The 7,349-nt window shown below is 37.8% G+C and carries 7 protein-coding genes; 5 read left to right on the top strand and 2 right to left on the bottom strand.

Annotation, left to right across the window (positions count from 1 at the left end; translation table 11 throughout):
- Nucleotides 1-301: 301 nt before the first annotated feature.
- Complete coding sequence (locus tag VB711_RS16790; protein WP_323287319.1) at nt 302-1,663, bottom strand: NYN domain-containing protein; 1,362 nt, start codon at nt 1,661-1,663, stop codon at nt 302-304.
- A gap of 135 nt (nt 1,664-1,798) precedes the next feature.
- Between VB711_RS16790 and VB711_RS16785 the strand changes: the two genes are divergently transcribed.
- The 5 genes from VB711_RS16785 (at nt 1,799) to VB711_RS16765 (ending at nt 6,012) form a co-directional block, all read left to right on the top strand.
- Nucleotides 1,799-2,842, top strand: a complete 1,044-nt coding sequence (locus VB711_RS16785) for a VOC family protein (protein WP_323287317.1) — start codon at nt 1,799-1,801, stop codon at nt 2,840-2,842.
- A 193-nt stretch (nt 2,843-3,035) separates the two neighbouring features.
- Complete coding sequence (gene dapB / locus VB711_RS16780) at nt 3,036-3,872, top strand: 4-hydroxy-tetrahydrodipicolinate reductase (protein WP_323287316.1); 837 nt, start codon at nt 3,036-3,038, stop codon at nt 3,870-3,872.
- Nucleotides 3,873-3,897: 25 nt separating this feature from the next.
- Complete coding sequence (locus VB711_RS16775) at nt 3,898-4,581, top strand: phosphate ABC transporter permease (RefSeq protein ID WP_323287315.1); 684 nt, start codon at nt 3,898-3,900, stop codon at nt 4,579-4,581.
- Between the two features lie 341 nt (nt 4,582-4,922).
- Nucleotides 4,923-5,117 carry a hypothetical protein gene (locus VB711_RS16770; RefSeq protein WP_323287314.1) on the top strand — a complete coding sequence of 65 codons (195 nt, stop codon included), beginning with the start codon at nt 4,923-4,925 and terminating at the stop codon, nt 5,115-5,117.
- A gap of 166 nt (nt 5,118-5,283) precedes the next feature.
- Nucleotides 5,284-6,012 (top strand): Uma2 family endonuclease, encoded by a 729-nt coding sequence (locus VB711_RS16765; protein WP_323287313.1) that lies wholly within the window; start codon nt 5,284-5,286, stop codon nt 6,010-6,012.
- 474 nt (nt 6,013-6,486) lie between these two features.
- Here the strand turns inward: VB711_RS16765 and VB711_RS16760 are convergent, their stop codons facing one another.
- The gene (locus VB711_RS16760) at nt 6,487-7,347 is read right to left on the bottom strand and encodes a M56 family metallopeptidase (RefSeq protein WP_323287312.1); all 861 of its coding nucleotides are present in this window, start codon (nt 7,345-7,347) and stop codon (nt 6,487-6,489) included.
- Nucleotides 7,348-7,349 lie beyond the last annotated feature (2 nt).

Raw genomic sequence — 7,349 nt, 5'->3', positions numbered from 1 at the left:
CCCTTGTGAGGGGGGGGGATTAAGGGGGGTAAAATGTGATGAAAATTACCGAATACCACTTTTCAAACATCCTCTAAGATAACTCCATAGGACTTACGCACTGTACAAAATGCAGAGTTTCACGCTTTTGTTATCCCATATTAATGTGGTGCGTCAGATAGAGAAAGTCTGTTAGATGCTCAATTATCGGGTCTGACGCACCCTACAAGAGATAAAATCCATAATTCTTATTTCAGAGGTAACTCTTAACAGAAAAAACTCATGTTTTTAAACATGAAATTGAAATAATGACACTGTTAATTTAACAACTTACTACCCATTTTTTGTCCTTTTGCTGCAATTGCAAAGAACCGCAGGACTGTAAAAATTTGACATAACTAGAACTTATTTTCAACTCTTTAATTTTGCTTGTAATCGACTTACCATATAATTGATTAAATTTACTACCCAAAATACTAATATCAATCCAGGAATTTTGAGATTCTTGAATTAAATTGATCATGATATCCTTCAGCACTTGTTCTAACTCCCTTGCAGAAGTAATACTTACAGCTACCTCAGATTGAGTTTTTTTGGTTTCTGATTGTATTTGATCATGTTCAAACAAAGTAACATATAATTCAGACCCATCATCAATTTGATGGGTAACAAACTCTGTAGGATGATTAATGAATATATCTCTAGCTCTTTTACCAGGTAAATGGAGAGATATAACTTGGCTGATATTAAAAGTATATTTATTTTTAAATAATTTAGCAATCACAGAAAGTTTAACCCAATAAATTCGGGTGCGCTGTTGTTCAGATTTAATTAAAGCTTTTAATTGCAGAATTAATTCCTCAATAGAAGGCATTTCTGGTAAAGGTTTAAGACTGTAGATAGTGGTTTCACCAGAACGGCTATTAAATAAACTTATATTATCTCCTTGCTGACTAACTTGATATACTATTAAACCATGTTGCTGTAAATTATTGCGTAAATTGGTCATTACCTTATCTGACGAACAAACCAAAACCTCCTGAACATTGGGGTATCGCTCATGAATTGATGAACCATAGGCAATCATTTTGCCATCTGCATTATCTTTACCAATAGGAACATGAATCAAATCATATCCACGCTCATGTAATTCCACATCTAACTTACCCCGATTAGACCAATTTGCAAAGGCAATTTTCACTTGAATAGGAGCAGTACAAACTGTATTTAAAAACTTTTCTGTACTCAGATTAATTTGCAGATTTTCCGCATCTAAAAGTAAAATAGCTATACCTGTTTCTGGTTTTGCTGGTCTAGGAATAGTAATTTGAGAATTAATTGAGCCATTTAACTCCGGTTTAATAGAACTTAGCTGTTGAATTTTAGTGATTAATTCGAGTACAATTGGTAAAGTAAAAGCTGTAGGAGTAAGAATAGCTCTGAGATATAATTCCAGTTTTTGCAGCAATTCATCCCAGTCTTGAGTTTGACTGAGTGCTTTTGTGAATTTTGCACTCAAAGCAGATTGATTAGTATGGTTTTCCCACTGAACACTCCTGTACTTTTCTAGCAGTAACTCTGGGTGCTGTCGTTGAATGGTAATGATTGCTTGACAAACATAAGAGACGGCTTTATTTAACAGGGTAGAATCATAGGTAGTCAGCAAACGCTCATAGTTTGGCATGGCTCACACCGTAAAATGGGGTATCCTGGCTAAAATCACCGTAAAAAACAGCGATTTGATTATTGTAGTCCGAATCAGAAAAATATCATATATTATAGTAAACTGCGTATTAATACCCAATAATCTGCAACTTGTATGACCCAAGAACAAACTACTGCTATTAAAGGTATCTATGAAGTCTGTATTGGTGTTCCTGAAGCTATCACAGCAGTTAAATATTGGGAACAATTTGGTTATCGCGTTGGTCAATTGGGGGACTTAGATGCTAGTGCGGCTAATAAATTATACGGAGTAAATTCTCCTTTACAGGCAATTCGTCTTTACCATCAAGGTACAGATCATGGTTTAATTCGCTTAATGATTTGGCAAAATCCTACCAATGCTGGGTTAGGTATTAGTACGATGAAAGTTAAGGGTAATCGCTGGGCTACTACCTTAACTACTGATTTGCTAGGGTTTTTAAATCATGTAGAAGAGGCAAAAATAGCTGGATGGACTATTAAGTACAGTAGTCCTTACTGGGAAGTGATTTATGCCAAAGAAAAGAAAAGTCGTCCATTTGTAGAACCGGTGGCTGGGGTGCGAGAAATGCTGGTACTGCAACCTCTGACTCGACAAGTTCTATTTCAACGTTTTGGTTATGTAGTTCCTAATTACGGAAGTGTTAATCACAATGCAGCTTTTAGTACCAGCCAGTTTACTCATGTAGGGTTGATTGTTCAAGATGACAGCAAAGAAATTTTAAGATTTTATGAAGAGGTGTTGGGTTTATTGCGTGTACGTGATGATGTAGAAACTACTTATGAATCTTCTGAAGCAGGTCGAGATATTTTTGATTTGGGAGTGGGAGAAAAATATATAGTAACTGCTTTTGATGACCCCCGTTCATCTCAATCTAATTTTCTGGAAGCACGAAGCGGTAGACTCTATATTATTCGCTTTCCAGAGGAAATCAAGGTAGAGTCTCGCTTTGAAGCTGCTCAACCTGGTAGCTTGGGAATGTGTCTTTATACTTATCGCGTCCAGGGAATAGAGACCTATTTTCAGCGGGTTCAGTCTAGTATGGCTAAACAAGTTACCGATATTATTTGTAATGAGTTTGGAGAGGTGAGTTTTTCTTTTATCTCACCAGATGGTTATTTCTGGACTTTATTGGAACGAGGAGGAATCGCAAAGTAGGGTGTTTGTTACATAGTTGGGTTTATTTGCACTACGCACAAATCAATGAACAACCAACCACAGAGGCACAGAGTTCACAGAGAAATGAGATTGTGAGAGATATTTTGCGTAGGTTGTGATTTTACAAATCCGCTAAAATATTGTCAATTACTCTTAAAATTCCTTTGTTGACTGAAAAAGTATTTTGTAAATTATGACTAATCAAACGGGTATTCCGGTTATTGTCAATGGTGCGGCTGGTAAGATGGGACGTGAGGTGATTAAGGCTGTGGCTCAAGCACCGGATTTGATTTTGATGGGTGCTGTGGATACCTCAGTCGAACATCAAGGCAAAGATGCGGGGGAATTGGCTGGTTTAAGTGAAGCCTTGGAAGTGCCAATTACCAATCAATTGGAGGCCATGTTGGGATATGTGGCAGCCGAAAGAAACCTACCACCGGGGGTAATGGTAGATTTTACCCATCCTGATTCAATTTACGACAATATTCGGAGTGCGATCGCCTACGGGATTCGTCCAGTGGTGGGAACAACGGGGTTAAATCCAGCACAAATCGAAAATTTGGCAGATTTTGCCGAAAAAGCCAGTACAGGTTGTTTGATTATTCCTAATTTTTCCATTGGCATGGTATTACTTCAACAAGCTGCCGTGACTGCATCTCAATATTTTGATCACGTCGAAATTATCGAACTCCATCATAATCAAAAAGCAGATGCTCCCAGTGGGACAGCTATTCAAACAGCCCAACTTTTAGCAGAGACAGGTAAAAGTTTCAACCAGGCTATAGTGGAAGAAACGGAAAAAATTCCAGGAGCTAGAGGCAGTTTAGCAGATGAAGGTGTGAGGATTCATAGTGTCCGCTTACCAGGATTAATTGCCCACCAGGAAGTCATTTTTGGCGCACCGGGGCAAATTTACACCTTACGTCATGATACTAGCGATCGCGCTTGCTATATGCCGGGAGTTTTATTAGCCATTCGTAAAGTCTCTCAGCTAAAGTCGTTAGTATATGGGTTAGAAAAGATTTTGTAAACTTCCCATTCAATACTCAGCACTCATGTTAGTTCCCCTCACACGCGAAAAATTTGAACAACTCATCCCTCTGATTGCCTCTAGTTCTCAGTATAAATATTGCTGTGGCAAGTTTAGCAATCTTTTACAGAGAGTATTAATTTCTGTAGTTGGCCTAGTAGTGATTGTGTTGATAGAAGTAGTTTTTCGGCTGAAATTTGGGTTAATTATCTTTGTGCTGGGAGTGTTTACTGGTTTTTTCTGGTTGTGGTATCCAGTATTTTTAGCCAGTATCCGCAATGCCAAAATCCGACGTTATAAGTATAGTGGGTTTTTCCGTGGCAGAATCTTAGATTGGTGGATTACCGATAGTTTGATTGGTAAACAAGAAACCGTCAATCCCCAAGGTGAGTTAGTAATCATTGAAAACCGGGAAAAACGGATTAATTTAGAAATAGGCGATAACACAGGATTTAGTATCGAGTTTCAAGCACCACTACGTCCAGCTTATAAAGCTATTACTACCGGTCAAGTTGCTGAAATGTTAGTAATGTCAAATCGCCCCGATTTAAGCGAAATTGAAGAGTTTAGCGATATATACATTCCCAGTCGTAATTTGTGGGTGAGTGATTATCCCTTGGTGCGGCAAGATTTCTTTAATGAAATTAGTCTCCGTTTACGCAAAAAACCCCAAGCAAGGTCACGTCGTCGCCGTAGAGAAGAAGATTGAATAACAAGAGACAGGAGGAAGAATTAGAAAAAGAGAAGAATACTCTTGATATAGAGATTTATAAGTAATCAATACCTTGCCCATTTTTTGTAGGTTGGGTTGACGCAAGGAAACCCAACTTATCTTTGAAAAAGCTGCTGAAAGCATAACTCATGTTGTATAATATAAACAACACTATTAAATGAGTGGATAAAAATTATGGTTGAACAGGAGAGCAGGTATTAAGCATTTATCAATTAGCTGGTAGACACTATATCAAAACTGAAGAAACTTGGTTAGAAGATATTGGTTTAGGTATTAACCTATGGCAAGGTGAATTTGAAGGGAGACAAGATACTTGGTTGCGTTGGTTTCATCAAGATGGAACGGTAGTACCAACTGGTGACGAACGTGCTGACAGAGAGAAGTTGGAAAAGGAAGAAGCACAAAGACTCGCTCAATCTGAAAAACTAGAAAAAGAGGAAGCACAAAGACTCGCTCAATTACTAGCTGAAAAACTTAGAGAATTAGGTGTAGATCCTGATGCAATTAATTGATAATTTTTAGAGTAAGTAGGTTCTTTGATTTTTGAGTAAATCTGTCATTAATTTTTTGTAGGTTGGGTTGACGCAAGGAAACCCAACTTATCTTTGAAAAAGCTGCTGAAAGCATAACTCATGTTGTATAATATAAACAACACTATTAAATGAGTGGATAAAAATTATGGTTGAACAACTTTTAATTAAAGTTGATGATTACTATATTCCAGATGCTAATCTACTAATCACCGAAGATGATACACCTGTGGACAACTTTCCATCTGCTAAACAACAACGGCTTTTAATTAGTTCTCTTTATAGTTCTTTAGAACAACCATTTTTAGCTGAAGCTAATGTGGGTATTTATCATACAGATGGGGAACCTGCCATTGTTCCTGATGTTTTTATTAGTTTTGATGTCCAAGTACCGGAAGATTGGTGGCAGAAGCAAAACCGTTGTTACATGGCGTGGAAATTCGGCAAATCACCAGAACTGGTAATGGAAATTGTTTCTAACAAAGAAGGTGAAGAACTAACTAAGAAATTCAAGATATATGAAAGAATGAAAGTTAATTATTATGTTATCTATGACCCTAATCAACAATTAGGAGAGCAGATATTAAGCATTTATCAATTAGCTGGTAGACACTATATCAAAACTGAAGAAACTTGGTTAGAAGATATTGGTTTAGGTATTAACCTATGGCAAGGTGAATTTGAAGGGAGACATGACACTTGGTTACGTTGGTTTCATCAAGATGGAACGGTAGTAGCAACTGGTGACGAACGTGCTGACAGAGAGAAGTTGGAAAAGGAAAGAGAGAAATTAGAAAAGGAGGAAGCACAAAGACGCGCTCAATTACTAGCTGAAAAACTTAGAGAATTAGGTGTAGATCCCGATGCAATTAATTGATAATTTTTAGAGTGAGTAAGTTCTTTGATTTTTGAAGAAATCTGTAATTAAAATCAATACCTTGCCCATTTTTTATAGCTTGGGTTGTTCGCGTTAGCGTGGCGTTAGCCATAACTCAACAAATAAGTTGGGTTTCACTTTGTTCAATCCAACCTACAAATCTAGGACTTACGCACTGTACAAAATGCAGATGATATGTATGAAAGAAATTGCCTAGTTTCACGCTTTTGTCATCCCATATTAGTGCGGTGCGTCAGATAGAGGAAGTCTGTTAGATGCTCAATTATCGGGTCTGACGTGGTTGGTGAGCTTGCCGAACCACACCCTACAAGAGATAGAATTGATAATGCTTATTTAATAGATTCTATCAATGCGTAACTGCTAAAATCAAGACTTTTTTCGATTTGCACAAGGTATTGAAGTAATAAGACAGAATTAATTACCCAATTGATTTTTCTGTTCCCTGTTCTCTCCCTAATTATGAAAAATGACTGTTGCCAAAGGTAGAAACCCTAAGATAAAAATATGCCAAGATTTTAGCTGAGTTTTAATGGTTGCTTCAGGTGGGGTTAAGAGCGCTTCAATTCTTTCTTCTAAGCGATATCTGCGATGGATTTCATTCACACCCCCAATAGTACCTAAAGCTGCACAACAAATTTCTTCTGTTACGGGGTTGTTACTGACTACTAATAGCAATGATTCTGCTAAGATTAAAGGGTCTACTTGAACAGCAGCGTAACTGTCAGCGCGTAATTCTCTTAAAACTAATAATTCTTGCCACAAAGGTTCTGTATTTGGCAACCAAGCAGTGCAGGAACGAACCCAACCGAGCCAAAAGAACCAGTAGGTATCCCTATAATGGTAATGCCCTTGTTCATGGGCTAAGACGCTTTCTAGATGGGCTGGTGAGAGGGTTTGTAATAATCCTTGACTAACGACCAGTTCCGGTTGCCAAAAACCTATTTGACCGGCAAATAAGGCTTTTGTGGGTAGTATTCGGGCTTGTTTACCAGCCAAATTTAACTGCGGATATTGAAGGGTCGATTGGATGGATTTACAACCTTGTAGGGCTAGTTTGATGCACAAAAGGCTAAAACAAGTCAGTGTAATTAATGCTAGTATATAGCTGAAAGAACCAGTATACATTCCTCCCATTTGTCCTTGAGTACCCATGCACAAGACAGCAACGGCTGTCATAAAAATCAGTAAAGGGGGAAAGAGAAATAAAAACAGCGATCGCTCCCAGCGCCAATTCCAATTACCTTGAGGTATATTCCCAAAATATCTTAAAGTCCAAGCAACGGTTACGGCCGTGATAATCATGAGTAGATGCATAA

Origin of the sequence: Cronbergia sp. UHCC 0137, assembly GCF_034932285.1 — a bacterium.
Lineage (GTDB): Bacteria > Cyanobacteriota > Cyanobacteriia > Cyanobacteriales > Nostocaceae > Cronbergia.
This window is presented reverse-complemented; position numbering and strand designations above follow the sequence as displayed.

What these genes read in the sequence shown, in the direction of transcription:
- VB711_RS16790 (WP_323287319.1), bottom strand. Translation starts at nt 1,663, where the DNA reads ATGCCAAACTATGAGCGTTTGCTGACTACCTATGATTCTACCCTGTTA.
- VB711_RS16785 (WP_323287317.1), top strand. Translation starts at nt 1,799, where the DNA reads ATGACCCAAGAACAAACTACTGCTATTAAAGGTATCTATGAAGTCTGT.
- dapB (WP_323287316.1), top strand. Translation starts at nt 3,036, where the DNA reads ATGACTAATCAAACGGGTATTCCGGTTATTGTCAATGGTGCGGCTGGT.
- VB711_RS16775 (WP_323287315.1), top strand. Translation starts at nt 3,898, where the DNA reads ATGTTAGTTCCCCTCACACGCGAAAAATTTGAACAACTCATCCCTCTG.
- VB711_RS16765 (WP_323287313.1), top strand. Translation starts at nt 5,284, where the DNA reads ATGGTTGAACAACTTTTAATTAAAGTTGATGATTACTATATTCCAGAT.
- VB711_RS16760 (WP_323287312.1), bottom strand. Translation starts at nt 7,347, where the DNA reads ATGCATCTACTCATGATTATCACGGCCGTAACCGTTGCTTGGACTTTA.